This window comes from Buchnera aphidicola (Aphis nerii), assembly GCF_005083105.1.
GTDB classification, from domain to species: Bacteria; Pseudomonadota; Gammaproteobacteria; order Enterobacterales; family Enterobacteriaceae; genus Buchnera; species Buchnera aphidicola_AS.
This window is the reverse complement of the sequence record NZ_CP034885.1, coordinates 266,391-292,944: the sequence shown is the minus strand read 5'-3', so window position 1 is coordinate 292,944 and position 26,554 is coordinate 266,391. Positions and strand designations below refer to the sequence as shown.

24 protein-coding genes, 3 tRNA genes, 1 rRNA gene and 2 pseudogenes are annotated in these 26,554 nt (G+C 24.9%); 10 read left to right on the top strand and 20 right to left on the bottom strand.

Going from position 1 to position 26,554, the window contains the following annotated elements; genetic code table 11:
• Nucleotides 1-8: 8 nt before the first annotated feature.
• From lipA to mnmA, 8 genes are all read right to left on the bottom strand, one after another.
• Nucleotides 9-914: a lipoyl synthase gene (lipA, locus tag D9V64_RS01370; protein ID WP_158366572.1), complete on the bottom strand. Its 906-nt coding sequence runs from the start codon at nt 912-914 to the stop codon at nt 9-11.
• 87 nt (nt 915-1,001) lie between these two features.
• Nucleotides 1,002-1,643 carry a lipoyl(octanoyl) transferase LipB gene (lipB, locus tag D9V64_RS01365; RefSeq protein ID WP_158366570.1) on the bottom strand — a complete coding sequence of 214 codons (642 nt, stop codon included), beginning with the start codon at nt 1,641-1,643 and terminating at the stop codon, nt 1,002-1,004.
• Between the two features lie 54 nt (nt 1,644-1,697).
• Complete coding sequence (locus D9V64_RS01360; RefSeq protein ID WP_158366568.1) at nt 1,698-2,339, bottom strand: YchE family NAAT transporter; 642 nt, start codon at nt 2,337-2,339, stop codon at nt 1,698-1,700.
• Nucleotides 2,340-2,420: 81 nt separating this feature from the next.
• A complete protein-coding gene (rnb, locus tag D9V64_RS01355; protein WP_158366566.1) occupies nt 2,421-4,361 on the bottom strand; it encodes an exoribonuclease II in 1,941 nt (646 codons plus the stop codon).
• A gap of 115 nt (nt 4,362-4,476) precedes the next feature.
• The gene (locus D9V64_RS01350) at nt 4,477-5,259 is read right to left on the bottom strand and encodes an enoyl-ACP reductase (protein ID WP_158366564.1); all 783 of its coding nucleotides are present in this window, start codon (nt 5,257-5,259) and stop codon (nt 4,477-4,479) included.
• Between the two features lie 83 nt (nt 5,260-5,342).
• Entirely contained in the window at nt 5,343-5,771 is a 429-nt protein-coding gene (locus tag D9V64_RS01345) for a transglycosylase SLT domain-containing protein (RefSeq protein WP_261979804.1), read from the bottom strand.
• A 220-nt stretch (nt 5,772-5,991) separates the two neighbouring features.
• Nucleotides 5,992-7,365: an adenylosuccinate lyase gene (gene purB / locus D9V64_RS01340; RefSeq protein ID WP_158366562.1), complete on the bottom strand. Its 1,374-nt coding sequence runs from the start codon at nt 7,363-7,365 to the stop codon at nt 5,992-5,994.
• Nucleotides 7,366-7,506: 141 nt separating this feature from the next.
• Nucleotides 7,507-8,610 (bottom strand): tRNA 2-thiouridine(34) synthase MnmA, encoded by a 1,104-nt coding sequence (mnmA, locus tag D9V64_RS01335; protein WP_158366560.1) that lies wholly within the window; start codon nt 8,608-8,610, stop codon nt 7,507-7,509.
• Nucleotides 8,611-8,852: 242 nt separating this feature from the next.
• Between mnmA and lepA the strand changes: the two genes are divergently transcribed.
• The 5 genes and pseudogenes from lepA (at nt 8,853) to acpS (ending at nt 13,697) form a co-directional block, all read left to right on the top strand.
• Nucleotides 8,853-10,643, top strand: coding sequence for a translation elongation factor 4 (gene lepA / locus D9V64_RS01330; RefSeq protein WP_158366558.1), 1,791 nt, complete (start codon nt 8,853-8,855; stop codon nt 10,641-10,643).
• A 13-nt stretch (nt 10,644-10,656) separates the two neighbouring features.
• Nucleotides 10,657-11,597, top strand: a pseudogene (gene lepB, locus D9V64_RS01325) (signal peptidase I).
• Between the two features lie 117 nt (nt 11,598-11,714).
• Nucleotides 11,715-12,395: a ribonuclease III gene (rnc, locus tag D9V64_RS01320; RefSeq protein ID WP_158366556.1), complete on the top strand. Its 681-nt coding sequence runs from the start codon at nt 11,715-11,717 to the stop codon at nt 12,393-12,395.
• Nucleotides 12,392-13,219 (top strand): GTPase Era, encoded by an 828-nt coding sequence (gene era / locus D9V64_RS01315; protein WP_158366554.1) that lies wholly within the window; start codon nt 12,392-12,394, stop codon nt 13,217-13,219. Before rnc ends, era begins: the two co-directional genes overlap by 4 nt.
• A gap of 97 nt (nt 13,220-13,316) precedes the next feature.
• Nucleotides 13,317-13,697: a holo-ACP synthase gene (gene acpS / locus D9V64_RS01310; RefSeq protein ID WP_158366552.1), complete on the top strand. Its 381-nt coding sequence runs from the start codon at nt 13,317-13,319 to the stop codon at nt 13,695-13,697.
• Here acpS and tadA read toward each other — a convergent pair.
• Both tadA and smpB read right to left on the bottom strand, forming a co-directional pair.
• On the bottom strand, nt 13,694-14,182 hold the full coding sequence (tadA, locus tag D9V64_RS01305; protein ID WP_410051768.1) for a tRNA adenosine(34) deaminase TadA: 489 nt from the start codon (nt 14,180-14,182) through the stop codon (nt 13,694-13,696). The genes acpS and tadA overlap by 4 nt on opposite strands.
• Nucleotides 14,176-14,664, bottom strand: coding sequence for an SsrA-binding protein SmpB (gene smpB, locus D9V64_RS01300; protein ID WP_158366550.1), 489 nt, complete (start codon nt 14,662-14,664; stop codon nt 14,176-14,178). Before smpB ends, tadA begins: the two co-directional genes overlap by 7 nt.
• 108 nt (nt 14,665-14,772) lie before the next feature.
• Between smpB and D9V64_RS01295 the strand changes: the two genes are divergently transcribed.
• Nucleotides 14,773-15,057 (top strand): RnfH family protein, encoded by a 285-nt coding sequence (locus D9V64_RS01295; RefSeq protein ID WP_158366547.1) that lies wholly within the window; start codon nt 14,773-14,775, stop codon nt 15,055-15,057.
• Nucleotides 15,058-15,134: 77 nt separating this feature from the next.
• On the opposite strand, the gene D9V64_RS01290 is transcribed toward D9V64_RS01295, so the two are convergent.
• From D9V64_RS01290 to dnaQ, 5 genes are all read right to left on the bottom strand, one after another.
• Entirely contained in the window at nt 15,135-15,665 is a 531-nt protein-coding gene (locus D9V64_RS01290; protein ID WP_261979796.1) for a nucleotide exchange factor GrpE, read from the bottom strand.
• Nucleotides 15,666-15,738: 73 nt separating this feature from the next.
• Nucleotides 15,739-16,203 carry a xanthine phosphoribosyltransferase gene (gene gpt / locus D9V64_RS01285; RefSeq protein ID WP_158366543.1) on the bottom strand — a complete coding sequence of 155 codons (465 nt, stop codon included), beginning with the start codon at nt 16,201-16,203 and terminating at the stop codon, nt 15,739-15,741.
• 74 nt (nt 16,204-16,277) lie between these two features.
• Nucleotides 16,278-16,880, bottom strand: a complete 603-nt coding sequence (lpcA, locus tag D9V64_RS01280; RefSeq protein ID WP_158366541.1) for a D-sedoheptulose 7-phosphate isomerase — start codon at nt 16,878-16,880, stop codon at nt 16,278-16,280.
• Nucleotides 16,881-16,918: 38 nt separating this feature from the next.
• Nucleotides 16,919-16,992 (bottom strand) — tRNA-Asp (locus D9V64_RS01275).
• Between the two features lie 90 nt (nt 16,993-17,082).
• The gene (dnaQ, locus tag D9V64_RS01270) at nt 17,083-17,790 is read right to left on the bottom strand and encodes a DNA polymerase III subunit epsilon (RefSeq protein ID WP_158366539.1); all 708 of its coding nucleotides are present in this window, start codon (nt 17,788-17,790) and stop codon (nt 17,083-17,085) included.
• 34 nt (nt 17,791-17,824) lie between these two features.
• Between dnaQ and D9V64_RS01265 the strand changes: the two are divergent.
• The 3 genes and pseudogenes from D9V64_RS01265 to gloB all read left to right on the top strand — a co-directional run.
• A pseudogene (locus D9V64_RS01265) lies at nt 17,825-18,091 on the top strand (RNase H family protein); the annotation flags it as partial.
• A 74-nt stretch (nt 18,092-18,165) separates the two neighbouring features.
• Nucleotides 18,166-18,516, top strand: a complete 351-nt coding sequence (locus tag D9V64_RS01260) for an RNase H family protein (RefSeq protein WP_158366535.1) — start codon at nt 18,166-18,168, stop codon at nt 18,514-18,516.
• Entirely contained in the window at nt 18,516-19,277 is a 762-nt protein-coding gene (gene gloB / locus D9V64_RS01255) for a hydroxyacylglutathione hydrolase (RefSeq protein WP_158366533.1), read from the top strand. Before D9V64_RS01260 ends, gloB begins: the two co-directional genes overlap by 1 nt.
• Here gloB and D9V64_RS01250 read toward each other — a convergent pair.
• From D9V64_RS01250 to D9V64_RS01240, 3 genes are all read right to left on the bottom strand, one after another.
• Nucleotides 19,259-19,331, bottom strand: a tRNA-Ala gene (locus D9V64_RS01250). The two genes, gloB and D9V64_RS01250, sit on opposite strands and share 19 nt — an antisense overlap.
• A 29-nt stretch (nt 19,332-19,360) precedes the next feature.
• Nucleotides 19,361-19,437, bottom strand: a tRNA-Ile gene (locus D9V64_RS01245).
• 59 nt (nt 19,438-19,496) lie between these two features.
• A 16S ribosomal RNA gene (locus D9V64_RS01240) occupies nt 19,497-21,043 on the bottom strand.
• 437 nt (nt 21,044-21,480) lie between these two features.
• Here D9V64_RS01240 and argS point away from each other — a divergent pair.
• On the top strand, nt 21,481-23,223 hold the full coding sequence (argS, locus tag D9V64_RS01235) for an arginine--tRNA ligase (RefSeq protein ID WP_158366531.1): 1,743 nt from the start codon (nt 21,481-21,483) through the stop codon (nt 23,221-23,223).
• A 96-nt stretch (nt 23,224-23,319) separates the two neighbouring features.
• Here the strand turns inward: argS and flhA are convergent, their stop codons facing one another.
• Together flhA and flhB are read right to left on the bottom strand one after the other, a co-directional pair.
• Nucleotides 23,320-25,413 (bottom strand): flagellar biosynthesis protein FlhA, encoded by a 2,094-nt coding sequence (gene flhA / locus D9V64_RS01230; RefSeq protein ID WP_158366529.1) that lies wholly within the window; start codon nt 25,411-25,413, stop codon nt 23,320-23,322.
• The gene (gene flhB / locus D9V64_RS01225; protein WP_261979795.1) at nt 25,406-26,545 is read right to left on the bottom strand and encodes a flagellar biosynthesis protein FlhB; all 1,140 of its coding nucleotides are present in this window, start codon (nt 26,543-26,545) and stop codon (nt 25,406-25,408) included. The genes flhA and flhB overlap by 8 nt, the downstream gene beginning before the upstream one ends.
• Nucleotides 26,546-26,554: the final 9 nt, after the last annotated feature.

Sequence of the window (26,554 nt, the reverse complement as noted above, 5' to 3'; positions counted from 1 at the left end):
AATAAATTTTATATATTACTTTGAAAACTAGCATGATATGATGAACGTACAAAAGGTCCACAATAAGCATTTTTAAAACCAATAGATATTGCTTCTTTTTTAATATTCTCAAATTCTAAGGGTGATATATAACGTTTGACTGGAAGATGATTTTTACTTGGCTGAAGATACTGACCTATTGTTAATAATGTAACACCACTATCATAAAGATCTGTCATTACTTTAGTAATTTCTTTGTCTTTTTCACCTATGCCTAACATTAAACCTGATTTTGTAGGAATTTGATTGTATTTTTTTTTAAATGATTCTAATAGTAATAAAGATTTTTTATAACTTGCTCCAGGACGTATTTTTTTGTAAAGACGAGGAACATTTTCTATATTATGGTTAAAAACATCAGGTAGTTCTGAATAAAAAATTTTTAAAACTAATTCAATTCTGCCTCTAAAATCAGGAACTAATATTTCAATTTTTACTTTATTTTTATTCCTGATAGATTGCATACAATTAACAAAATGTTGCGCACCACCATCATATAAATCATCTCTTGCAACTGAAGTAATTACAACATAATTAATTCCCATATCAAATATAGTATTTGACAATTTTTGAGGTTCTTCTTGATTTATATTTTTAGGTTTTCCATGTGATACGGCGCAAAATGGACAATTTCGAGTACATATATCTCCAAGAATCATAAAAGTAGCAGTTCCATTATTAAAACATTCTGATAAATTCGGGCATTGAGCTTCTTCACAAACAGAATATAAATTATTTTTACGTAAAGCATTTTTTACTTGATTTATACGAGACGTATTAGAAGGTAATTTAACTTTAATCCAATCTGGTTTATTTAATTTATTTTTTTTAATTAAAATATTTTTAATAGGTATTAAATTTGTTTTTTTATTCATTAACTTAATTATCGCTAAATTAGAAAGAATATATATTGTAATTGAAAAAAAATATTTTTTAAAATATTTAATAAATTTATCAAAACATTATTTTTTTATAATATTGACATTTAACAAATGAGATAGTTTTTTAATTAAAATAACTCGAATGTCTTTTAATGTTAAAAACGGATTTAATTCTTTTATTTGTATCATTTTTATATGTATATCTCCACATGGATAAATATAATCAAAGGGAGTTAAATCCATATTAATGTTTAATGATAATCCATATAAAGTACAACTTTTTTTAATTCTTAAACCTAATGAACATATTTTTTTATTATTTACATAAACTCCTGGGGAATTGTGATTTAGATTAGATTTAATATGAAAATAATTTAAAGTATCTATTACTAAAACATGCATAATATCTATTAATTGACGAATATTAATTTTTCGACGTTTTAAATCAATTAAAAAATATAATATTTGTTGACCGGGACCATGATACGTAATTTGACCACCTCTGTCAGTAGTTACAATAGGAATATTATTAATAAAATCATTTTTAGATATTACTGAATATTTTTTTAACAAACCCTGAGTAAAAATAGGATAATGTTCTGTGAACCAAATTTCATCAAATGTAAAAATATTCCGATTTTCTGTAAAAAAATGCATTTTATTAACAATTTTAATACAATCTGTTAGTCCCATATTCTTAAAAAAAATAATTTTATTATTCAATAAAAATTCCAATATTATGTTGAACTAATATAATGTTAAATAAAAACTTTAAAATTAGTGTAACAATTCATTAAAAATAGATTTAACTCCAATAGTAAAAAATTCTATTCCTAAAGACATCAATAGTAATCCCATAATACGTGTAATAATATTAATTCCTGTTTTTCCAAGTATTTCAACTACACATGGAGCTGCTCTAAAACACAGCCAACAAACAAAAGAAAATAAAAAAATAGATATAGTACATCCTATTAAATTTATCCAGGTTGAATAATATGTACTCCAAACAATCGTTGAACTAATCGCTCCTGGTCCTGCAATTAAAGGCATAGCCAAAGGAACAACACTGATATTTTCTTGAATTTTTTCTTTGTCTTTTTTTATTTTGTTATTCTTTGTAAATTTTCCATTAATCATGGAAAAAGCAATACCCATAATTAATAAACCTCCTGCAATACGAAAAGAATTAATAGATATACCAAAAATGTTTAAAATACTATCACCTAAAAATAATGAGATTAATAATATTAAAAATGCAGAAAAATTTGATATTAAATTTGTTTTTCTTCGTTCTAGTTCACTTTGATGAGCAGTCATAGTTGTAAAAATAGGAATCATACCTATAGGATTAACTAGTGCACATAAACTTATAAAAAATTTTATATATATAGAAAAATCAAAAATTGAAATATGCATATTGAACTCTTAATTGATATTGAAATTCTTATAATTTTATTAAATTAATTTTTAAATAAATTTAAAATATTAGATTTATATTTAATGATTAGGTTTTGCAATAATGCTTCTTGTTTTCGAACGAATTTCGAATAATGTTATTTGAATTAAGTCAGAAACTTTATAATGTAAGTTACCATTAATAAATGCTTTTCCTGTTTCTTGATTTAAAATTAGTTCTTCTCTAACAGGATGTATAAACAATGCAGGAATAAAAACATTTGCACCATTTTCTATAATTTTAGCTCTAACTCCGCTTCTAGAAATGTCAGTAATTTCAGCAGAAAACGTTTTGTTTTGATATTCTTTTTTTTGCAAAAGCAATGTATAAAGCCAATCTGAAATATCTCTTTCAGCTATTCTATTTCGACGCCTTTGTTCGCTAATTTTAAATTTTATTTCTTCATTAGGTTTAATAATGTTTTCATTTTTAATTATTGATTTTAATAAACGATGATTAATCATATCACTATATTTTCGAATTGGTGAAGTCCAAGTAGCATATTCTGAAAATCCTAATGCAAAGTGTGGACTAGGTGTAATACTAAAATCTCCAAAAGATTGATATCGACGAATACGACTATTAATATAATTATTTGATAAAACATTTAAAACACGTCTAAGATTACAAAATCCTTTTAAAGTAGTTATTTCTTTTGCATTAAATTTTAAATTATAACTTTTTAAGAAAGATACTGCGTGTTCAGCGTTACCAACATCAAAACCAGAATGTATATTGTATATTCCAAATCCTAGATGCTTTGATAAAAAATTTGCAGCTACAATATTTGCTATTATCATTGATTCTTCAATTATTTTATGAGCAATACGTCTTTTTTCAACTACTACATTTTTTACTGTTCCATTTTCAGAAAATTGAAATCTATATTCCAAGCTATCTTTAAATAATACTGCATTTAATTTTCTCCATTTCATACGTGACAAACACAATTGATATAAAAGTAAAATTTGTTTTTCAATAGATTTAGTTGATGGCTTCCATGATCCTTTTTGTTCAATCCAATTTGATACATCATCATATGATAACTTTTCTTTTGATATAATCCATGCTAAAAAAAAATCAACTATGTTAGAAATATCTCCATTTTTTTTGATTTTTATAGAACAGGCTAAAACTGGACGACGTTTATTAGGGATTAATGAACATACATTTTCTGATAATTCTCTAGGTAACATAGGAATGTTAAAACCTGGTAAATAATTAGTAAAACCTCTTTGAGAAGCAATTATATCTAGCTCGCTTCCACTAGCTATATATGATGTTGGATCTGCAATAGCTACAATTAAACAAAAATCTCCATCATCAGATTCTTTAATAAATAAAGCATCATCAATATCTTTTGTATTTACATTGTCTATCGTAATAAAATCAAGATTGGTTAAATCTCTTCTTTTAAAATGATCTTTTAATAAAAAATCTTGTTTTTCAATTAAAGGTTCTTTTTTTTCAAGATTATGACGTGATAATGTTACCCACCATGGTGTTAATGGATCATTTTTTTTTACTATTTTTTCAATTAATTCAGCACAAAATATAGTATAACCATTGAGTTTATGTTGTACTAAATTAGCTACAGCCCAATCTCCAGTTTGAAATGAATCATTATATTTTTTTTTAGGATAACATATTATTATTAGATCTTTTAATAAAGGATAATCTGGTAAAATAAATAATTTATTATCTTTTTTTTCAATTTTTCCAACAAATCTTTTTAAAAAAGGTTCAATTAATTTTTCAGGATCAGCTATTTCGCGATCTTTTTCAATTTTTAATACAGCTGATATTTTATCTCCATGCATAACTTTTTTCATATTTTTAGGAGGAATAAAATAACTTTTTTGTGTGTCAATTTCTAAAAAACCAAATCCTCTCTCAGTGCTTTTTACTATTCCTTCAACCCTTGGTGTTTTCTGATGTAAATTTTTTTTTAATTGTTCAAGTAATGGATTGTTTTGGAACATAATTATAAGACCTAAATATTTAACAAATAATTTTATTATTTAAGAAATTTTAATATATAACTTATTTATAAATTATCATAGATAAATTTTATTAAAAAATTTTTAAATTCGAATTTTAATTTATTAAATTAGGTATATTCACGTGAAAACCATTATCAACATAAATAATTGATCCAGTTATTCCAATTGATAAATTAGAACATAAAAAAGCTGCAACATTTCCTATTTGTTTGCTAGTAATATATTTTTTAATTAATGAGACAGATTTTTGATATTTTTGTATTTTACAAAAATTTTTAATTTGATAAGAAGATATAGTTTTTATAGGGCCAGATGAAATTCCATTCACTCGAATGTTTGTTTTACCTAATGAATAAGCCATATATCGAATGTTAGATTCTAATGAAGCTTTGGCAAGTCCCATAATGTTGTAATTAGATAAAACTCTTTGTGCACCTAAATAAGATAATGTAATTAAAGAAGAAAATTTATTTAACATATGTTTTGATTCTCTTGCCATGCTTAAAAAGCTATATGAAGTAATTTCGTGAGCTAAATTAAAAGATTTTTTAGAACTATTTTCAATGAAATCTTTGTTCATTTGATCTTTTTGACAATAAGCAATAGAATGAATAAATCCATCAAATTTATTCCATGTTTTTTGTAAATTAAAGAATAATTCTTTAATATTTTCATCACTGGATACATCGCAAAAAAAAACATTATTTGAATTTATTGGATCAATTAAATATTTGATTTTATTAATTATTTTTTTGTTTTGACATGCAAAAGTTAATTTTGCTTTTTGTTTATATAAAGCTTTTGCTATACCTAAAGCAATTGATCTATCATTAGATATACCAGTTATTAAAATTTTTTTACCTTTCAAAAAACTCATATTATATTTCCAAAAATAAATGTTATTAATGTAAAATATTTTATAGCAGATGAAATATAATTTCTATTTAATATAAAAAATATTTAAATCAATTTATAAATTTTTATTACCTTCTCTAAATAATTTGATGCTTGTTTAGAAGGATGTTTTTTTATACATTTTAAAAATTTTTTTATTGTCATATTATTAATAATCTTTATAGCTATATTTTTATTTTTAGAAAATATTTTTAACAATGCGCTTGTTCCATTAACATAAGATACAATAGTAGCATATCTCATCATTTCTTTATTTTTAATACCAAATAAATTTTTTTTTTGTAATAGATGAATGTAAGATGTACCGATATTAATATTAATTCTAGGATTATATAGTTCTTTTATAGATGGTTGACCCTTTTTACCATTTATTCTATATATATCTAAACCTGCAGCAGATGGCTTAATCTGCATTAATCCAATTGCATTAGAATTACTTTTTGCAAAAGGATTTCCAGAAGACTCGACATATATAATAGATTTAATTAACTTTTCATCAACATTATATTTTTTTGATGCGTTCTTAATATAATAATTCCAATGATCAATTGTTTTTTCGACTTGTATCTTACTTAAATAATTTTTTTTTTTATATGTATAAACCTATTACAACCTAGTAAAAAAACAATTGAAAAAATAAAAACTTTTAACTTCACAAGAAAAACTCCTTGAAAAATAAATTTTAAAGTATACTTTATTTAGTCATTTCTTTTACAATTTGAACAGCATATCCAATATAATTTTCTGGAGTTATTTTTTTTAAACGCTTTTTTTCTACTTCAGGGATATCTAAGTTAGAAATAAATTTATGTATGTTGATTTTATTTATTTCTTTACCTCTTGTTAATTTCTTTAACTTTTCATAAGAATTTTTAATATTATATCGTCTCATGACAGTTTGAATGGCTTCAGATAAAACTGACCAGTTTTCATTTAAAATTTTTAAAAGTTGAAAATTATTAATTTGTAACTTTTTTATACCATTTAACATTGAATAATAAGCAATTACAGAATAAGATAATGCTACTCCTATGTTTCTTAAAACTGTTGAATCGCTTAAGTCACGTTGCCATCTAGAAATTGGTAATTTATTTATCATGTGATTCATTAAAGCATTTGATAATCCTAAATTACCTTCAGAATTTTCAAAATCAATAGGATTAATTTTATGAGGCATTACAGATGAACCTACTTCATTATCTATTGATATTTGCTTAAAATAATTAAGAGAAATATAACCCCAAAAGTCGCGATTAAAATCAATTAATATAGTGTTAAAAAGCGAAATACATCCAAATATTTCTGCAATATAATCATGAGGTTCAATTTGTGTTGTGCATGGATTCCACACGAGATTTAATGATGTTACAAATTCTTTGCTAACTAGATGCCAGTTAATTGTTGGATAAGCAGCTAAATGTGCATTATAATTCCCAGTAGATCCATTGAATTTTGCTAATATATCTATTTTTTTTAACTTAAAAAATTGACGTTCTAAACGATAATAAAAATTTAATATTTCTTTACCCATAGTAGAAGGACTTGCTGGTTGTCCATGTGTCATAGACAATAAAGAAATATTTTTATATTGTATAGCGTCTTTTTTTAAAAAATTAATTATTTCCGACCACAGGGGTAATAAAACTTGATCACGAGCATCTTTAATCATTAAAGCGTAAGCTATATTATTAATATCTTCGGAAGTACATGAAAAATGTATAAACTCTGATATTAAATCTAACTTTTTAAATTTAGAAAATTTATATTTTAAAAAATATTCTAATGCTTTAATATCATGATTAGTTTGTTTTTCTATGTTTTTAATCTGTATTGCATCTTCTAGAGTAAAATTTTTTAAAATATTATCAATAAAAAATATATCATCATTTTCTATATTTTGAATTTTAAATATTTCATGCATACTTAAGATTTTTTTAAACCATAAAATTTCCACCTGAAGACGATATTTTAAAAAATGAAATTCACTAAATATATTTCTTAATGATTTAGTTAATTTAAAATATCGACCGTCAATTGGAGAAATAGCTTTTAATAAACTTAAATTCATGTTTTTTCTTCCTGTAATTTAAAATTTTCTGTTAAATTATTTAATAGTTTATTACTCTGACCTTCTAAGTGAAATTACCAGATAATATTTAAATAAAATATTTTTATAATTAATAACAAAATTTTATTAAAATAAAAAAAATCAAATTAATGGTAATTTATATTTAATGACTCCTCCACCAATACAGATATCAGATAAATAAAAAACTACTGATTGACCGGGTGTAACTGCAATTATCGGAATATCAAATAAAACTTTAACATAAAATTTGTCTAAATATTTTATTTTACAAAAAACATCATTTTGACGATATCTTGTTTTAATTTTGCAAGAAAATGGAAGATTAAATTTTATATTATTTATCCAATTTATTTTATCAGCTATTAAACCTATTGACATTAAGTGTGGATTATTAAAACCTTGTGCAACAATTAATGAATTTGTTTGTATATTTTTTCCAACTACATACCATGGCATATTATATCTTCCTGTCATACCTCCAATTTTTAAACCTTTACGCTGTCCTAATGTATAATAGAATAAACCATTATGTTGTCCAATAACTTCTTGATTTGTAGTTATGATATTACCTTTTTTTTCTTTAAGATATCGAGAAAGAAAGCTTTTTATATTTTTAGTTCCTATAAAACAAATACCAGTAGAATCTTTTTTTTCTGCAACTGTTAAACCTATTTTTTTAGCAATAATTCTAATCTTGTTTTTTTTAAACAAACCAATAGGAAATAAAATTTTTTCTAATTGATTATTTTTTAAAGTATACAAAAAATAACTTTGATCTTTATTATAATCTTTACCTTTTAAAAGATAACTAATTCCATTTTTTTTTAAAATACGAGCATAGTGACCAGTAGCAATATAATCTGCCTCAAGCTGTTGAATAGCATAACTAAAAAATAATTTAAATTTAATTTCTTTATTACATAATATATCGGGATTTGGAGTATTTCCTTTTTTATGTTCATTTAAAAATTTTTGAAATACTTCCTCCCAATATTCTTGGGAAAAATTTATTTTATGAAGATAAATATCTAATTTTTTACAAACGTTTTTAGCATCATATAGATCTTTTTCTGCATGGCAATAACCTGCTTTATCATCTTCCTCCCAATTTTTCATAAATAAACCTTCTACCAAATAATTTTTTTTTTTTAAAAACCATGCAGCAACAGATGAATCTACACCACCAGACATAGCAATTATAACTTTTTTTTTTCGTCTTATCATAAAAAAATAACATCTTATTTTTTTATTTAAAAAATATTATATTAACAATATACTAAATAAATATATGATTTTTACAATATTTTTAAATATAATATAATTAGTATTAGAAAGATTATATTAAAATAAAAATAAGAAATATATTAAATATTTATACTTTTTTAAAATATTAATATAAAATAAATTCTTATTAAAAATACAAGTCAACTAAATGTTTTTAATTAATTGAAAAAGTTAAATAAAAAATGAAAAATATAAGAAATTTCTCTATTATTGCACATATTGATCATGGAAAATCAACTTTATCAGATCGATTGATTCAGACATGTGGTGGATTGTCTTTAAGAGAAATGTCAGATCAAGTTTTAGATTCTATGGACTTAGAAAAAGAAAGAGGTATTACAATTAAAGCACAAAGTGTTACAATTGATTATACCGATAATACAGGAAATATTTTTCAATTCAATTTTATTGATACGCCAGGTCATGTTAATTTTTCTTATGAAGTATCTAGATCATTAGCAGCCTGTGAAGGTGCATTATTAGTTATTGATACTACTCAAGGTGTAGAAGCTCAAACGTTAGCTAATTGTTATACTGCTTCAGAAATGAATTTATCAATTTTACCAGTTTTAAACAAAATTGATTTACCTAGTTCAAATATAAAACGAGTAACAAAAGAAATTGAAGATATTATTGGAATTTCTGCTGCTCATGCTATTAAATGTTCAGCTAAAACCGGTGAAGGTATCGAAGAACTTATAAAAAAAATTATCACGCATATTCCCTGTCCTACAGGAAATGAAAAAGATCCATTACAAGCTCTTATAATTGATTCATGGTTTGATAATTATTTAGGTGTAGTATCTTTAATAAGAATTAAAAATGGATTTATATCTAAAAAAGATAAAATACAAGTCATGAGTACTGGAAAAAGTTATTTTGTTGAACAAATAGGTATTTTTACACCCAAAAAAATAGTTAAAGACAAATTAAAATGTGGTGAAGTAGGTTGGATTATATGTGGTATTAAAAATGTATCAGCTGTTCCAGTTGGTGACACTTTAACTAATTATAACAATCCATCAAAAAAAATGTTGACTGGGTTTAAAAAAATAAAACCTCAAATTTATGCAGGATTATTTCCTGTAACATCAAATCAATATGAAAATTTTAGAGATGCACTAGAAAAACTAAGTTTAAACGATTCTTCTTTATTTTATGAACCAGAAAGTTCTAATGCTCTTGGACTTGGTTTTAGATGTGGATTTTTAGGCTTGTTACATATGGAAATTGTTCAGGCAAGATTAGAACGAGAATATTCTATTGATCTTATTTCAACAGCACCAACTGTGATATATAAAATTAAATTAGTTAATGGTAAAAATATTTATTTAGATAGTCCTTCAAATTTTCCTGTTAGTAATACAATTAAAAGTATTAAAGAACCAATTGCTGAATGTAATATTTTATTACCTCCAAAATTTCTGGGTTCAGTTATGAAACTATGTGTAAAAAAACGAGGAGTACAAATTGATTTAATCTATCATGAAAATCAAGTATCTTTAAAATATCATATTCCAATGAGTGAAGTCGTATTAAACTTTTTTGATGAATTAAAATCTATTTCTAGCGGATATGCCTCATTAGAATATGATTTTAAGTGTTTTAAATTAGTAAAAATAGTTCGAATAGATGTATTAATTAATTCAGAACGTGTTGATGCATTAACAACACTTATATACTATAAAGATGCACAATATCGAGCACGTGAAATAGTTGAAAAAATGAAAAAATTAATACCTAGACATCAATTTGATATTAATATTCAAGCGACTGTTAATAATGTCATTATTGCTAGGGCTACAATTAAACAATTAAGAAAAAATGTATTAGCTAAATGTTATGGTGGTGATATTAGTAGAAAAAAGAAATTGTTAAAAAAACAAAAAGATGGTAAAAAAAGAATGAAAAAAATAGGTAATGTTAATATGCCTAAAACAGCATTTCTTAATATTTTAAACATTAACAATTAAAAAAGAGAAAAAAATGCCTAATATGTTAACAATTTTTTTAATATTTAGTGTCTTGTTTACTGGTTTTTTTTGGTTTTTCATTAATATAAAGTTAATCATTAATTATTTCTTAAATAAAAAAAAAGAAACCAAGTACTTTTAAATAAGAAAATATATTTTAAAAATAAAAAAAATATTCCTCAATTTATATCATCATTATTTCCTATGTTCTTTATTGTTTTTACAATACGTTCTTTTATATACGAACCATTTCAAATCCCATCAGGTTCAATGATGCCTACACTGCTAATAGGGGATTTTATTTTAGTAGAAAAATTTTCATATGGTATTAAAGAACCAATTACAAATAAAACTTTAATAAATAAAAAGCATCCACAACGTGGTGATATTATAGTCTTTAGACATCCGATAGAATATAATACAAATTATATTAAACGTGTTATAGGAATACCAGGAGATAAAATTGAATATAATATAAATGATAAAAAAATTAAAATTTGTGTTAATTATATAAATACACATAACTGTAAAAATACATTACCTATTAATTACTCAAAAAAACAACTAACTAAATTTATTCAAAAAATATATTTAATTAAAGAAAATAATTTAAAAAAAGAAAAAATATATAATTCTATTTACTTTAAGCTTATGGAAGAAAAAATTAATAATTTCAAATATAATATATTATTATTAGATGAATCTAATAATTATCAAAGAAATAATTATTATAAACAAAAAAATTTGCCAAATTTTACTTGGATAGTACCAAAAAATAAATATTTTGTTATGGGAGACAATCGTGATAATAGTTTAGATAGTCGCTATTGGGGTTTTGTACCAGAAGAAAATATTTTAGGAAAAGCCAAGATAATATGGATGAGTTTTGAAAAAAAAGAAAATGAATGGCCGACAGGTGTACGTATTAATAGAATTGGAAATAAAATACATTAAAAATAAATTACATAATATTTATTTAATAAATTCAAAAATATTTTTTAATTCTATTAAATTTTACTATTTTCTATTATATATAAAAATTAATTAAAATATCATTAAAATTGGTATAACATGAACCACATCGTAACAAATAAAATACAGGAAGTATTAGGATATACTTTTACTCATAAAGATTTATTAAGACAGGCACTGACACATCGCAGTGCAAGTAGTAATCATAATGAAAGACTTGAGTTTTTAGGAGATTCTATATTAAGCTTTGTAATTGCGAATGCTTTATACCAACATTTTCCATCTATCGATGAAGGTGATATGAGTCGTATGAGGGCTACTTTAGTTAGAGGTAACACTTTGGCAGAAATAGCATATGAATTTGATTTAGGAGAATATTTACAATTAGGTCAAGGAGAATTAAAAAGCGGGGGGTTTCGTAGAGAATCTATTTTAGCAAATACTGTAGAAGCATTAATAGGAAGTATTTATTTAGATAGCAATATTAAAACAGTCGAAGAACTAATACTAAAATGGTATGAAAAACGTTTAGAAAAAATCAGTCCTGGAGATACACAAAAAGATCCAAAAACACGATTACAAGAATATTTACAATCTAAACATTTATCATTACCTACATATTTTATAGTAAAAGTATGTGGTGAAGCACATAATCAATTATTTACTATTCATTGCGAAATTAGTATAAAATCAAAATTATTTGTTGGTAAAGGAACAAGTAGAAGAAAAGCCGAACAAGATGCAGCTAAAAAAGCGCTAATTCAATTAGGTGTAGAGTGAATAAAAAAGAAAAATTTTGTGGATATATAACTATCGTGGGTAGACAAAATGTTGGAAAATCTACTTTTATTAATAAAATAATTGGTAAAAATATTTCTATTATCTCAAAGAAGAAAAATACAACACAAACTAATATTATAGGTATTAAGACTATTAATTCTTATCAATTTATTTATATAGATACGCCTGGAGTTTATGATAATAATATAAAAAACTTAAAAGTAATAAAAAATACAAATTTGATTTTATTTATTATAGATCGAAATATATGGAAAAAAGAAGATGAAATGATCTTTAATAAAATAAAAAAAATTAATATTCCAATAGTTTATATAATAAATAAAATTGATAAATTATTACATAAAAGTGATATTTTATCGTATATCAATATTCTTTCAAAAAAAACTGATTCAACAGAAATTATTCCTATTTCAATAAAAAAAACAAAAAATATTGTCTACTTAGAAAAAATTATTAAAAAATATTTACCAAAAAATTATCATATTTTTCCTAAAAATTATATCACGACAAATTCTTTTGAATTTTCGATATCTGAAGTTATTCGCAAACAATTAATAATTTTTTTAAGAGATGAGTTACCATCATTATTAAGAGTAAAAATTGAATCAATTAAATATGAATTTAAAAAACTACATATTCATGCGATTATTTATGTAAATAATGCAAACCAAAAAAAAATTGTCATTGGTCATCAAGGAAATATGATCAAAAAAATCAGCATGTTATCTAGACAAAATATTGAAAAACAAAATAACAAAAAAGTATATTTATTAATATGGGTAACAGAAAAAATTAAAAATTAATTTATTTTTTAAAATTAGTTAAAATACTTAAAATATTTTAACTAATTTTAAAAATAAAATTATCAATTTTATTAAAATATCAAAGGAAATTAAATACATGTCTATTATAGGTATAGGAACGGATATTATTGAAATCAAGCGTATAAAAAAAATAGTTTCAAAATTTGAAAATAAGTTTGCTAAAAGGATTTTATCTTATAAAGAATGGAAGAAATATATTATATCTAGAAATAAAATTAATTTTATTGCTAAAAAATTTGCAGCTAAAGAAGCCGTTTCTAAAGCGTTAGGAACGGGAATAAATCATGGAATAACATTTAATCAAATAGAATTATATAATGATTTTTTAGGAAAACCTAAGATACGTTTTTTAGATAATTCTTTGAATAAAATCAACGAAATAAATTGTAAATCTGTACATGTCAGCATCTCTGATCAAAAATCATATGCATATGCTATAGTAATTTTAGAAAATTAATTGGTTATAATAAATGATTTTCTTTTACTTTTAAAAAAATTAATTAATATTTGAGAACATTGATATTGCATAATATTTTTCTGAACTTTTAATTTGCATTTATCTTGTAGTTCTAACAAAATATTTTTAAATAAATTTTTTTTATCTTTTTTATAACTAGCTCCAAATACTAATCTTTCAATACGACTATGTATAATAGCTCCGCAACACATTAAACAAGGTTGTAATGTAACATATAATGTAGTTTTATTTAATCTATAATTATTTATATTCTTACCAGCTTGACGTAATGCTATAATTTCAGCATGAGCAGTAGGATCATTTTTAATAATAGAACTGTTCCATCCTATTCCAATTATTTTTTCTTTTAAAACTAATACAGCACCTATAGGTATTTCCCCGTTTTTTTCAGCATGATATGCATATTTAAGAGCAACTTTCATCCAATATTCATCTTGATCAGATTTCATAAAATTTTTTAACATATAATTTTAGTTTTTTTAAGTATTTTTAATTTTTCTTTTTTCCATGTATTTTGTTTATCTGCATTTCTTTTATCTATTTTGTTTTTACCTTTAGCTAAACCAAAACTTAATTTACACCAGGATTTTTTCCATAATAAAGAAAGTGCAATTAAAGTATAACCTATTTTATTTTTTTTTATAGATAAATAATTCATTTCATTTTTGTGTAAAAGCAATTTTCTTTTTCTTACAGGATCACAAGGAAAATGGTTAGAAATAGTATTTAAAGGTTCAATAATAGCATTGCAAAGATACATTTCATGCGAATAGTTACTAATATAACTTTCTGAAATATTTATTTTACCTAATCGAATAGATTTAATTTCCCATCCTTTCAGAACTAAACCTGATTGAAAGACTTCTTCTATAAAATAATTATAATGTGCTTTTTTGTTTACACAAATAGTAGAAGATTTTAAATTATGTTTTTTTTTATTTAACATAGTTAGATATAGTCCAAAAAAAAATCATTTAAATATATTAAAAAGATTGATTTTTTAAAAAAAATTTGTTAATACATTTTATATAAAAAATATAAAAAATTTCATGCTATGAATATGATTCAGGTAACAGTAGTATATGCTTTACCAGATGTACAATATATTAAAAAAATTTATATGAAATCTAATTCAACTGTAAAAGATGCTATTTTTGCTTCAAATTTAATCAAAATAGTTAAAAATATTAAGTTTTATAAAAATAACGTAGGTATTTATAATAAAATAGTTCATTTAAATAAAAAAATAAAAAATGGAGATCGAATTGAAATTTATAGAAATTTAATCATAGATCCCAAAGAAAGAAGAAGAAAAAAATATAATGCTTTGAAAAAATAAAAGTAATATATAATTTTAAATTATATGAAATTAAAAAATAAAATTACTAATTTTTTATATCTTAAGAATTTTATAATTTAATTTTTTGAAACGACAACCATTGCGGGACGCAATAAACGAGAATTACAAATTATATAACCAGATTGCATCACTTCAATAACTTGATTAGACTTCATTTTATCAGTATATTGAACAGATATAGCTTGATGCACATCAGGATTAAATGGAATTTTTATATCATTTATTTTCGATACATTAAATTCAGTAAACATATTATTAATTAAAAACATAACATGTTCAATATTTTTTAAAATTTCAATATATTTATTTTCTTTTTTTTGTTTTATTAAATTTACAGCGCGTTCAATATTATCAATGATTGAAAGAAATTCAGTAATTATTTTTTCTAAAGAAAAGTTTTGATGTTTTTGAACTTCACTATTTAATCGATTTTTTATTTTAAAAATTTCGTCATTTTGTTTTAAAATCATCTCTTCTATTTTTTTTTTAGAAATTTCTAGCTTATTTTTAAAAAAAACTATTGAATTATCATTTTTATTATCTATTTCTTTTTTATTTGTAGCATCTTTTATTTTTATTTCATTCATCATAAATACATCCTTTCATATATTTTTATAAATATACTTTAATACTTGTTTTTACGAAAAATCCGTCAAAATTTTATTTTTTGTTAATAATAGGTGGTATATAAGATATGGACATATCCCAAGGTTGTTCTATCCATATATTTTGATCAACATCAATCACATAATCATCTACTAGCAATTTACCCATTGGTTTTGCAAAAACAGTTACAAAATATGCTTTTGGATATAATTTTCGAATAATATTTGCAGTTCCACCTGTATCAACAAGATCATCTACTACGATAATTTTTTCACTATTACTTTTTGTTTTTTTTATAATTTTTCTATTTTTTTGTAAACAGTTGTAATTATAACTTGCAATACATATGGTATCAACATATCGAATACCTAATTCCCTTGCTAATAAAGAAGCAGGAACTAATCCTCCTCTGCTAACAGCAATAATTCCATTCCAAGAATTTATTTTAAATAATCGATTAGCTAACTTTCTAGTATAAATTTGAAGCATATCCCAAGTAACAATATATTTCTCACTCATAAAAAATTCCAAAACTATAAAATAGTATTTATTAGAAAAGTGGAAATAATTTGTAGTTATTTTAGGATTGTAAACTATTGAAATGAAAATAACGATTCGTTGTTTTTCATTTCTTTTTCAATAATTAAGATTAATATATGAATAATTTTTATATGCATTTCTTGTATTCGATCTGAATAACCATAATATGGTACACAAATTTCTATATCAGATAATTTTTTAATTTTTCCGCCATCATTTCCTGTTAAAACAATTACCTTCATTTTTTTTTCACGTGCTTTTTTTATTGCATTGATTATATTTTTAGAATTACCTGAAGTAGAAATTGCTAATAATATATCATTGAAATTTCCTATACTTTCTATATAACGTGAAAAAATAAATTCATATCCAAAATCATTTCCTATAGCAGAAATATGAGCAGTATCTGAAATAGGTATTGCAGGATATCCTGATCTTTTTTCTCTATATAATCCAGTTAATTCTTCTGCAAAATGAATGGCATCACAATGTGAACCTCCATTTCCACAAGATATAACTTTATTATTATTTTTAAATGCTTTTGCTATTAAAATAGCAGATTTTTCAATATTTTTTATTTGATTTGTATTTTTTAAAAAATTTTTTAATACATCTAAAGCAGAACTTAATTCAGAACAAATTGTTTTTTTATACATCATTCGAACTTAATTTGAAAAAAGTAAAATATTTTTTTCGGTGCGGACGGGACTCGAACCCGCGACCCCCGGCGTGACAGGCCAGTATTCTAACCGACTGAACTACCGCACCTCATTTATATCATTATTGTACATATTTTAAAAAAATCAGTCAATCATCTTTTTATAGTTATTAATAATTTAATATTTATAAGCATATTTTTTATTTTAAATATTTTATATGTTTTATATATTTCTCATGATTTTTTACTTCTTCTTTATTCGCTTTTAATATTTTTAAAGATTTTTTTTCATTTATTATTAATTTACCACAAGATTCAAAATTTTTTATATCTTCAACGTTATTGTAAAAAGACATAGATTCTTGACCACTAGTCATTAAAAGATATAATCTACCTAATAAAAAAGAATCTAAAAGTGCTCCGTGTAAAATTCTATGAGAATTTTTTATTTTATATCGGTTACAAAGTGCGTCTAATGTATTTTTTTTTCCAGGAAATAATTTTCTAGCCATTTTTAAAGTATCAATAATATAACAAAATTTTGATATGTCTATTGTTTTATTTTTTAACAAAGAAAATTCTTGATTTATAAAACCTATATCAAATAATGAATTATGAATTACTAAATTAGAACCTTTAATATAATTAAAAAAATCTTTAGCTATATTTTTAAATAATGGTTTGTCTAATAAAAAATCATCAGTTATTCCATGAATTTTTAAAGCACTTGAGTCTATTAATCTATTAGGTTTAATATAAACATGAAAATTATTTCCTGTGAAATGACGATTAATAATTTCAACAGCTCCAATTTCAATAATTCTATGGTTAATAAAGGGTTTAGTAGAGCTGTTCATACCAGTAGTTTCAGTATCTAATGCAATTATTCTTTTCCGATTATTTATCATTTTTATTTAACTAGTTGTTAGGATATTTAATATAATGTTAAAATTAGTAAAAATATTTACAGATGGTTCTTGTCTTGGAAATCCAGGTTCTGGTGGATATGCTGCTATATTACGTTATAAAGTTAAAGAAAAAATATTAACTTCTGGCTTTTTTTTAACTACTAATAATAGAATGGAATTAATGGCTATAGTCTATGGCTTAGAATCTTTAAAACAACCTTGTATTGTTGAGGTTTTTACAGATAGTAATTATGTAAAACAAGGAGTAACAAAATGGATTTATCAATGGAAAAAAAAAAAAAGGAAAATTTAAAGATTCTACGCCATAGACTATAGCCATTAATTCCATTCTATTATTAGCAGTTAAAAAAAAGAATGGAATTAATGGCTATAGTCTATGGCTTAGAATCTTTAAAACAACCTTGTATTGTTGAGGTTTTTACAGATAGTAATTATGTAAAACAAGGAGTAACAAAATGGATTTATCAATGGAAAAAAAAAAAATGGAAAACAGTGAATAAAAAATCAGTAAAAAACATAGATTTATGGTTACGTATTAATAACTTATTAGAAAAACATGTCATAAAATGGTTTTGGATAAAAGCACATATAGGTCATGTAGAAAACGAACTATGTGATAAGATTGCACGTAAATCTGCAAAAAACCCATTGATGTATGATTTATTTTATGAAAAAATTTTTTTTGATAAATTAAAGAGAAAATGATGATTTTAACAAATATATATGTACTAAAAGATAACTATATTTGGATATTATATAATAAAAACAACTCTTGTATTATTATTGATCCAGGATTATCAGACGTTGTAATAAAAAAAATCATTGAAAAAAAATGGAAACCAGAAGCAATTTTATTAACGCATAATCATAGAGATCATACAGACGGTATAAAAAAAATATTACAAAAATATCCTGATATTATTATTTACGGCCCTAAAGAGACCAAAAAACATAGCGTTCATAAAATCGTAAAAGGGGGGGATAAAATTTATCTATTAGATAAAAAAATTTATGTTATTTCTACCCCTGGTCATACATTAAATCATGTTTCATATTATTTAAATCCATATTTATTTTGTGGAGATACTATTTTTTCAGCTGGATGTGGTCGAGTTTTTCAGAATAATTATTCAAACATGTATTATTCTATTCAATTAATTAAATCATTTCCAGAAGATACTATTTTATGTTGTGGTCATGAATATACTTTATCTAATTTAATTTTTTCTATGCATATTTTACCAGAAGATCAATATCTTAAATATTATTTTCAAGAAGTCAAAGAAAAAATATTTCTTAAAAAGAAAATCCCACCTTTTTTTCTTAAGAAAGAAAGAAAAGTTAATATCTTTTTAAGAACAGATGATATTTATTTAAGAAGAATTATAGATTTTAATAAATGTAGTTTCGAAATTTTTTGTTATTTAAGAAAATTAAAAGATAATTTTGGAGCTAAGCGGGATTGAACCGCTGACCTCCTGCGTGCAAGGCAGGCGCTCTCCCAGCTGAGCTATAGCCCCATGCCAGATGTAATATTATTGCTGATATATGGTAGGCCTGAGTGGAGTTGAACCACCGACCTCACCCTTATCAGGGGTGCGCTCTTACCATCTGAGCTACAAGCCTTTCTAAGAAAGTTTTATTAGATAATTTGTGTGGGCACTTCAAAAAAAAGTATATTTTTTTAAGGAGGTGATCCAACCGCAGGTTCCCCTACGGTTACCTTGTTACGACTTCACCCCAGTCATGAATCACAAAGTGGTAGACGCCTTCCCTAAAAGGGTTAGGAAATCTGCTTCTTTTGCAACCCACTCCCATGGTGTGACGGGCGGTGTGTACAAGGCCCGGGAACGTATTCACCGTGGCATTCTGATCCACGATTACTAGCGATTCCGACTTCGTGGAGTCGAGTTGCAGACTCCAGTCCGGACTACGATTTACTTTATGAGGTTTGCTTGTCTTTGCAGATTTGCTTCTCTTTGTATAAACCATTGTAGCACGTGTGTAGCCCTGGTCGTAAGGGCCATGATGACTTGACGTCGTCCCCACCTTCCTCCGGTTTATAACCGGCAGTCTCCTCTGAGTTCCCGGCCTAACCGATGGCAACAGGGGATAAGGGTTGCGCTCGTTGCGGGACTTAACCCAACATTTCACAACACGAGCTGACGACAGCCATGCAGCACCTGTCTCACAGTTCCCGAAGGCACTTTCTTATTTCTAAGAAATTCTGTGGATGTCAAGACCAGGTAAGGTTTTTCGCGTTGCATCGAATTAAACCACATGCTCCACCGCTTGTGCGGGCCCCCGTCAATTCATTTGAGTTTTAGCCTTGCGGCCGTACTCCCCAGGCGGTCGACTTAATGCGTTAGCTTCGGAAGTCACTTCTCTTGGAAACAACCTCCAAGTCGACATCGTTTACGGCATGGACTACCAGGGTATCTAATCCTGTTTGCTCCCCACGCTTTCGCACCTCAGTGTCAGTATTCGTTTAGGAGGCCGCTTTCGCCACGGGTATTCCTCCAGATATCTACGCATTTCACCGCTACACCTAGAATTCTACCTCCCTCTACGATACTCTAGTATTTCAGTTTCAAATGCAGTTCCTAGGTTGAGCCCAGGGATTTCACATCTGACTTAAAAAACCACCTACGTGCTCTTTACGCCCAGTAATTCTGATTAACGCTAGCACCCTCCGTATTACCGCGGCTGCTGGCACGGAGTTAGCCGGTGCTTCTTCTTCGGGTAACGTCAATAAACAAAATTATTAGTTTTGTTTTTTTCCTCCCCGCTGAAAGTACTTTACAACCCTAAGGCCTTCTTCATACACGCGGCATAGCTGCATCAGGCTTTCGCCCATTGTGCAATATTCCCCACTGCTGCCTCCCGTAGGAGTCTGGACCGTGTCTCAGTTCCAGTGTGGCTGGTTATCCTCTCAGACCAGCTAGAGATCGTAGCCTTGGTAAGCTTTTACCTTACCAACAAGCTAATCTCATCTGGGCTCATCCAAAAGCATGAGGCTTTTTATAGTCCCCCACTTTGGTTTTTCAACTTTATGCGGTATTAGCTACCATTTCTAGTAGTTATCCCCCTCTTTTGGGCAGATTCCCAGATATTACTCACCCGTTTGCCGCTCGCCGACAAGAAAGCAAGCTTTCTTTCGCTGCCGCTCGACTTGCATGTGTTAGGCTTGCCGCCAGCGTTCAATCTGAGCCATGATCAAACTCTTCAATTTTTAAAACGTTTCCTAAATAAAATTTAGGAAATTTAAAGGTAAACAAATTTTATGTACTTAATTTTTGGTGCCCACACAAATTATCTAATATTTTTTTAAAGAGCGTTGTTACTTTTTAATTACTTATTTGAAGATTTACATAAGAGATTACATTTTTTTTTATATCTTGTCAACCTTTTAATTAAATTAATTATCATTTTAATTAATTAAAATATTCTAAATAAAAATTTTAATTTTTAATATTTGATATTAAATTTTCGAAATATAAATAAATTATTTTTTTTAATATATAAAATTTAATATTTTATTAAAATTTAATATTTTACTTGTTAACGTAAAAATATTATATTTATCAATCAATAAATTTAATTTTTTAAAAAATATGTTAAATTAATAATATGTTTATTTATATTTATAAACGATAATAAAGGATTTAAATGAAAATAAAATATATAATAAAAAAAGATATTGAACAAGCTTTAATTAATACCAATTTAAAAATTTGTTGTAAACCATTAATTATATCGAGTAAAAAACCAGAATTCGGAAATTATCAAGTTGATAATTTTATAAAAATATCTAATAAAATTAATATCCAACCATATGATTTGTATAAAAAAATATTTCTTTTTCTTAATATAAAAAGTATGTACAAGAAAATAACATTTTCTCATCCTGGTTATGTCAATATTTTTATTAATCAGAATTGGTTGTCAGAAAAATTAGAAGAAGTATTTACATCAAGTCGTCTAGGTATCAAACATGTTTACCCTAAAAAAAGAATAGTAATTGATTATTCTTCTCCAAATATAGCGAAAGAAATGCACATAGGACATCTGAGATCCACAATTATAGGAGATGTTACAGTAAGAGCTTTAGAATTCTTAGGTCATCATGTAATCAGAGCAAATCATATTGGAGACTGGGGTACACAATTTGGAATGTTAATTGCATATTTAAAATACAAGCAAACAGAAAACAAATTAAAAAAAAATCTTATTTCACTAAAAGAAATTGAAAAATTTTATTGTAAATCAAAAAAAAAATATGATTCAGATAAAAACTTTGAAAAACAATCAAAAAAATATGTAGTTAAATTACAGAATGGAGATAAAAATTGCTTTTTTATTTGGAAAAAACTCGTCTCAATTACAATGAATTATAACTATAAAATATATAAAAAACTTAATGTAACGTTAAATAAAAAACATACTATGGGAGAAAGTTTATACAATAAAATGCTTCCGAATATTGTGGAAGATCTTAAAGCAAAAAAAATAGCTATAGAAAAAAATGGATCTATTATTGTTTTTTTGAATGAATTTCAAAATAGATTAGGTCAACCTATGGGAGTAGTGATACAAAAACAAGACACAGCTTATCTATATTCAACAACTGATATTGCTTGTATAAAATATAGATATGAAACATTACGTGCTGATCGAATTATATACTATACTGATTTACGTCAACATCAACATTTATTACAAGCTTGGACTATTGCTCAAAAAGCTAGTTATATTCCTAAAAATTTTTTATTAGAACATCATACATTCGGAATGATGCTATCTAAAAATAAACGTCCTTTTAAAACTCGTGATGGAAACACTATCAAACTTAATCAATTATTAGAAGAAGCAATAAATAGAGCTAAAAATTTAATTAAGCAAAAAAAACCCAATTTATCTAATCAAAAACTTATTAAGTTATCAAATATCATAGGAATTAGCGCAGTAAAATATGCTGATTTATCTAAAAATAGAAATACTAATTATATATTTGATTGGGATACTATGTTGACATTTGAAGGTAATACCTCTCCTTATATACAATATGCTTATACAAGAATTACATCTATTTTAAAAAAGTCTATGATACACATACATAAAATTTCAGAAAAAATTATTTTGACTAAAGATAGTGAAATTAAATTAGCAATTAAAATATTAGAATTTGAAGAAATTATTTCAATAATAGAAAAAAATGGAACCCCACACATTATGTGTAATTATCTTTATAAATTAGCCACATATTTTTCTAATTTTTATGAACATTGCTCAATTTTATTTAATAAAAAAATTAAAACTAGTAAAAGTAGATTAAAATTATGTTTCTTAACAGCAAAAACATTAAAAAAAGGACTTAATATTTTAGGAATAAAAATACTAAAAAAAATGTAAAAATAAGATTATTTTAATATCAGTAAGGTGAGGAAATAATGTAGTACTAATGAAACGTACCACTTAAAACCACACCAATCTGTACTTTTTAAAATGTTATGAACTTCCAATCACATTAGTAACTTTTATATTATTTAATTCTGTAATTTCAAACTGAGATAAAACAGTTAATTCTGGAAAATGAATACGTAAAAATTTAGATAAAAATAATCGTAGAGGATGCGGTACTAATAAAACAATCGGAGCATGAATTAATTTTTGTTTTTCAATTATTTCTTTAGTTTTTAACAATAAAACTTCAGATAAACCTGGTTCTATATTAACTTTTTCACCTTTTAAACTATCTAATAATAATTTTTCCAAACTTGTTTCTAATACAATAACTTCAATAATATTTTTTTTATAAAATAATTTTTGTAGTATAAGTTTACTTAAGGAAATTCGAACAATACTAGTTAATTCATTAGAATCTTTTTGATTAATAGCATGTTCTGATAACGTTTCTAAAATAGTACGCATATCTCGTATTGGAACTTTCTCTAAAAGTAAATTTTTTAAAATTTTATGTAGAGTTGTCAAATCAATTACATTAGGTATTAAATCTTCTGCTAATTTAGGTATTGTCGCGTTAACACGTTCTAATAATTGTTGAGTTTCATAACGACCAAATAATTCATTAATATGCTTTAAAATTAAAAAATTTAAATGTGTTGCAATGACGGAACTTGAGTCAACTACAGAATATCCTTTTTGTTCAGCTTCTATTTGAAAAGATTTTTCAATCCAATAACCATACAAACCAAAAGTAGGTTCGATAACTTTGTCAAAGGGTAATGATTCTATTTCATTACCAGTAGAAATAGCCATTAATTTTCCATAAAAACATTTTCCGTTACCTACTTCTAAACCTTTAATAAAAATACGATATGCACTGCCAATTAAATTTACATTATTTTTAATATGTACTAAAGGTGGTAAAAAACCAACTTCTTTTGCAACCTTTTTACGAACAATGTGAATTTTTTCTAATAAATTATCGCTTTTTTTAGAATCTATAATAGGAATTAAATTTAATCCAATTTCTATTCTTATAGGATCTTCTAATTCAACATCATTCCAAGAAGCTTCAGAAGTTGTTTTTAAAATTGGTTTATATTGATCATTATAATTTGAAGAAATATCACTTTTAAAAACATATTTTTTTTGATTTAACCACCAAGAAAGAACAAATAATACTATTGTAAAAACTAAAAATATTATATTTGGCATACCAGGAACTAAACCAAGAATACCTAAAACAACAGCACTTAACAAAATAACTTGAGAATTAGAAAACAACTGACTAATCATTTGTTCACCAACATTTTGATTAGTGCTAACTCTAGTAACAATTACACCAGCTGCTGTGGAAATTACCAATGCAGGTATTTGAGCAACCAAACCATCTCCTATAGTTAATAAAGTGTAAACTTCTGCTGCTTTGGTTAATAACATATTATGTTGAAATATTCCAATAATTAAGCCTCCAAACACATTAAGAATCATAATTAAAATACCAGCAATTGCATCACCTCGAACAAATTTGCTTGCTCCATCCATAGAACCATAAAAATCAGCTTCCTGTGTAATTTGAAGTCGACGTTCTTTAGCTTCTGATTCTCCAATTAAACTTGCATTTAAATCAGCATCAATAGCCATTTGCTTTCCAGGCATTGCATCTAAGATAAATCTAGCTCCAACTTCTGCTATTCTACCAGCTCCTTTTGTAATAACCATAAAATTAATGATGACTAAAATAATAAATACAACTATGCCAATTGCAAAATTCCCACCCACTAAAAAATGACCAAATGATTCTATTACTCTACCTGCTGAATGTGTTCCTGTATGACCATTTAAAAAAATCACACGCGTAGATGCAACATTTAACGCCAATCTTAATAAGGTCGAAAATAGTAAAACAGTTGGAAAAGCAGCAAAATCTAAAGTTTTACGAGTAAACATAGAAACAAGTAAAATAATTATTGATAAAGCAATATTAAAAGTAAAAAAAACATCTAAAATAAATGGAGCTAATGGTAAAACCATCATTGATAAAATAATTAAAATAAGTATCGGACCTGCTAATACTTTTAATTCGATATTTTTAAAATTTTTTATGATACGAGAAATAGAAGAAAAATTAACCATTACTTTTACTTTCTCCTGTAAAATTAAATTCAGATGGAACAGATATATTTTTTGGTTTTTCTGGAAAAGTTCCACCTTCTTTTTTCCATTTTTTTACTTTCCAGACCCATGCTAAAATTTCTGCAACAGCTTTATAAAGAGGCCCTGGAATATATTGTCCTATTTCTGCATAACGATATAATGCACGAGCTAATGAAGGGGAAGAAATTATAGCAATATCATGCTTAATTGCAATATTTTGTATTTGTATAGCCACATCTCCCATACCTTTTGCTATTAATTTAGGTGCGTTCATATTTTTTTCATCATATCTTAATGCTACTGAGTAATGTACAGGATTAGTTATAACAACATCAGATTTTGGAATATTTAACAACATTCTTCTTCTAAAATTTTCTTTCATCTGCTGTCGTATTCTACTTTTTAAATGTGGATGACCTTCTTGCTCTTTAAATTCATTTTTTATTTGTTGACGAGTCATTTTTAATTGTTTTTGATATTTAAAATAATTCCAAAAAATATCGAAAATTATAACTGGAATTAAACTCAAAATCACTAAAATACAACATAAAATAATAATATTAAATACAAACGAAAAAACAGAAAAAATATCTTTCATATTAAAAAATATTATTTCAAAAAAATGCACACGTAAATACCAAAAAGTCACACTCCCAACAACAAGCAACTTTAACATATTTTTAAAAAACTCAATCAATATTTTTATAGAAAAAATATTTTTTAATCCATTTATTAAATTTATTTTTTTAAAACTAAATTTTAATGATGTAAAATTAAATTTTACACCACTAAACAAAATAGCAGGCATTATAATTATAAAAAATAAAGATCCTAAAAATGGTGTAAAAATAATAAAAATTTTTTTTAAAGAAATTATTATATCTAATAAAGTATTTTGTTCATTCAAGATGATACTATTATTAAAACGAAAACTATTAGACATAATTTTACTAAATTCAAGTACAATTAAATCTCCATACCACCATAAATTTAAAAATCCAACTATCAAAATTAACAAAGAATTTAATTCTCGAGAATACCTTGTTTTACCTTTTTTTCGAGATTTTTTAATATGATGTTCAGTTGGTTGTTCAGTTTTCTCTTCATGCATATCATGATT

Coding starts and splice junctions, on each gene's coding strand:
- lipA (WP_158366572.1), bottom strand. CDS start 914: ATGAATAAAAAAACAAATTTAATACCTATTAAAAATATTTTAATTAAA.
- D9V64_RS01360 (WP_158366568.1), bottom strand. CDS start 2,339: ATGCATATTTCAATTTTTGATTTTTCTATATATATAAAATTTTTTATA.
- rnb (WP_158366566.1), bottom strand. CDS start 4,361: ATGTTCCAAAACAATCCATTACTTGAACAATTAAAAAAAAATTTACAT.
- D9V64_RS01350 (WP_158366564.1), bottom strand. CDS start 5,259: ATGAGTTTTTTGAAAGGTAAAAAAATTTTAATAACTGGTATATCTAAT.
- purB (WP_158366562.1), bottom strand. CDS start 7,365: ATGAATTTAAGTTTATTAAAAGCTATTTCTCCAATTGACGGTCGATAT.
- mnmA (WP_158366560.1), bottom strand. CDS start 8,610: ATGATAAGACGAAAAAAAAAAGTTATAATTGCTATGTCTGGTGGTGTA.
- lepA (WP_158366558.1), top strand. CDS start 8,853: ATGAAAAATATAAGAAATTTCTCTATTATTGCACATATTGATCATGGA.
- rnc (WP_158366556.1), top strand. CDS start 11,715: ATGAACCACATCGTAACAAATAAAATACAGGAAGTATTAGGATATACT.
- acpS (WP_158366552.1), top strand. CDS start 13,317: ATGTCTATTATAGGTATAGGAACGGATATTATTGAAATCAAGCGTATA.
- tadA (WP_410051768.1), bottom strand. CDS start 14,182: ATGTTAAAAAATTTTATGAAATCTGATCAAGATGAATATTGGATGAAA.
- smpB (WP_158366550.1), bottom strand. CDS start 14,664: ATGTTAAATAAAAAAAAACATAATTTAAAATCTTCTACTATTTGTGTA.
- D9V64_RS01295 (WP_158366547.1), top strand. CDS start 14,773: ATGAATATGATTCAGGTAACAGTAGTATATGCTTTACCAGATGTACAA.
- D9V64_RS01290 (WP_261979796.1), bottom strand. CDS start 15,665: ATGAATGAAATAAAAATAAAAGATGCTACAAATAAAAAAGAAATAGAT.
- gpt (WP_158366543.1), bottom strand. CDS start 16,203: ATGAGTGAGAAATATATTGTTACTTGGGATATGCTTCAAATTTATACT.
- lpcA (WP_158366541.1), bottom strand. CDS start 16,880: ATGTATAAAAAAACAATTTGTTCTGAATTAAGTTCTGCTTTAGATGTA.
- dnaQ (WP_158366539.1), bottom strand. CDS start 17,790: ATGATAAATAATCGGAAAAGAATAATTGCATTAGATACTGAAACTACT.
- D9V64_RS01260 (WP_158366535.1), top strand. CDS start 18,166: ATGGAATTAATGGCTATAGTCTATGGCTTAGAATCTTTAAAACAACCT.
- gloB (WP_158366533.1), top strand. CDS start 18,516: ATGATTTTAACAAATATATATGTACTAAAAGATAACTATATTTGGATA.
- argS (WP_158366531.1), top strand. CDS start 21,481: ATGAAAATAAAATATATAATAAAAAAAGATATTGAACAAGCTTTAATT.
- flhA (WP_158366529.1), bottom strand. CDS start 25,413: ATGGTTAATTTTTCTTCTATTTCTCGTATCATAAAAAATTTTAAAAAT.
- flhB (WP_261979795.1), bottom strand. CDS start 26,545: ATGCATGAAGAGAAAACTGAACAACCAACTGAACATCATATTAAAAAA.